The sequence below is a fragment of the Nitriliruptor sp. genome (genome assembly GCF_040882075.1).
Lineage (GTDB): Bacteria > Actinomycetota > Nitriliruptoria > Nitriliruptorales > Nitriliruptoraceae > Nitriliruptor.
The window spans coordinates 1-1027 of sequence record NZ_JBBEBZ010000060.1 but is presented as its reverse complement, the minus strand read 5'-3'; the positions used below and the strand labels follow the sequence as shown (position 1 = coordinate 1027).

Annotated in this window: 1 protein-coding gene; it reads right to left on the bottom strand. The window is 73.1% G+C overall.

What is annotated here, in order from left to right:
• Window positions 1-895: AMP-binding protein (locus tag WEB03_RS02855; protein ID WP_368069460.1), on the bottom strand; the 895-nt coding region annotated here is incomplete at its 3' end.
• Window positions 896-1027 lie beyond the last annotated feature (132 nt).

The following is a 1027-nucleotide window of genomic DNA, read 5'->3' as shown; positions in this document are numbered from 1 at the left end:
GCAGGACGTCCGCGGAGGAGACGAAGATCTGGATCGACGACAGGTCCCGGTCGGCAGCACCGGAGCGTTCGAGGTCGGCGTACATGGTGGGGACGGCGACCACGATGTTCGGGCGGTGGCGTTCGATGAGGTCGAGCGCTTCGTCGGCGTCGAAACGCACCCGACGGATGAGCGGGATACCCGCGGACAGGGCGGCCAGGAGCACCGAGAACCCCATGACGTGGGTGAGGGGGAGGCAGGCGAAGATGGCGTCACGGTCGCGGCGCAACGGCCCGAGGTCGGCACCCATCGGGACGACGGTCAACCGGCCGAGCGTGGACAGCAGCCCCTTCGAGGTCAGGGATGCCGCCTTCGGGACGCCGGTCGTCCCCGAGGTGGTGAGCAGGATCGAGGTCGCGCGAGGGTCGAGGTCGTCCGGCGCCGGGACCGGGTCCGCGCCGGCCGCCCGTCCCTCGACCTCGGAGATGCGCAGCAGCCGGAGCCGGTCGGGGATGCGGTCGACGACGTCGTCGTCGGCGACGACCGCGACGGCGTCGGTGGCCTGCGCGACCGCGTCCATCTCGTGCCCGGTCAGGCGGTGGTTGACCGGGATCGGCACCGCACCGAGCCGCGCCGATGCGAAGGCGTGCAGCGCGACATCGATGCGGTTGTCGCACACGATCATCACGCGATCGTCACATCCCACGCCGTGGTCGCGCTGCAACGCGGCGAGCCGGCCGACGGCATCCTCGATGTCGTAAAAGCTCCGGGTCTCGCCGTGGTGGGCGAACCCGGGTGCCGGCGTCGGGTCGACGACGGCGGGCCGGTCCCCGTAGCGCTCGGCGAGCACCGCGGTCAGCGCGCCGAGGTGGACACCGTCCCCACGAGCGAGAGCGAGCAGGTCCGAACGCGCCACAGGTGCCTCCTCCGGGTGGGCGCCGCACCGCGATGTGCTGGCGCCGCCCCGCGAACGACGCAGGGACGGTACGCCGGCGGGGAGCCCCGGAGGCTAGCCGAGCGGGTGAGCGCCCGGCCGACCGGCCCGGCC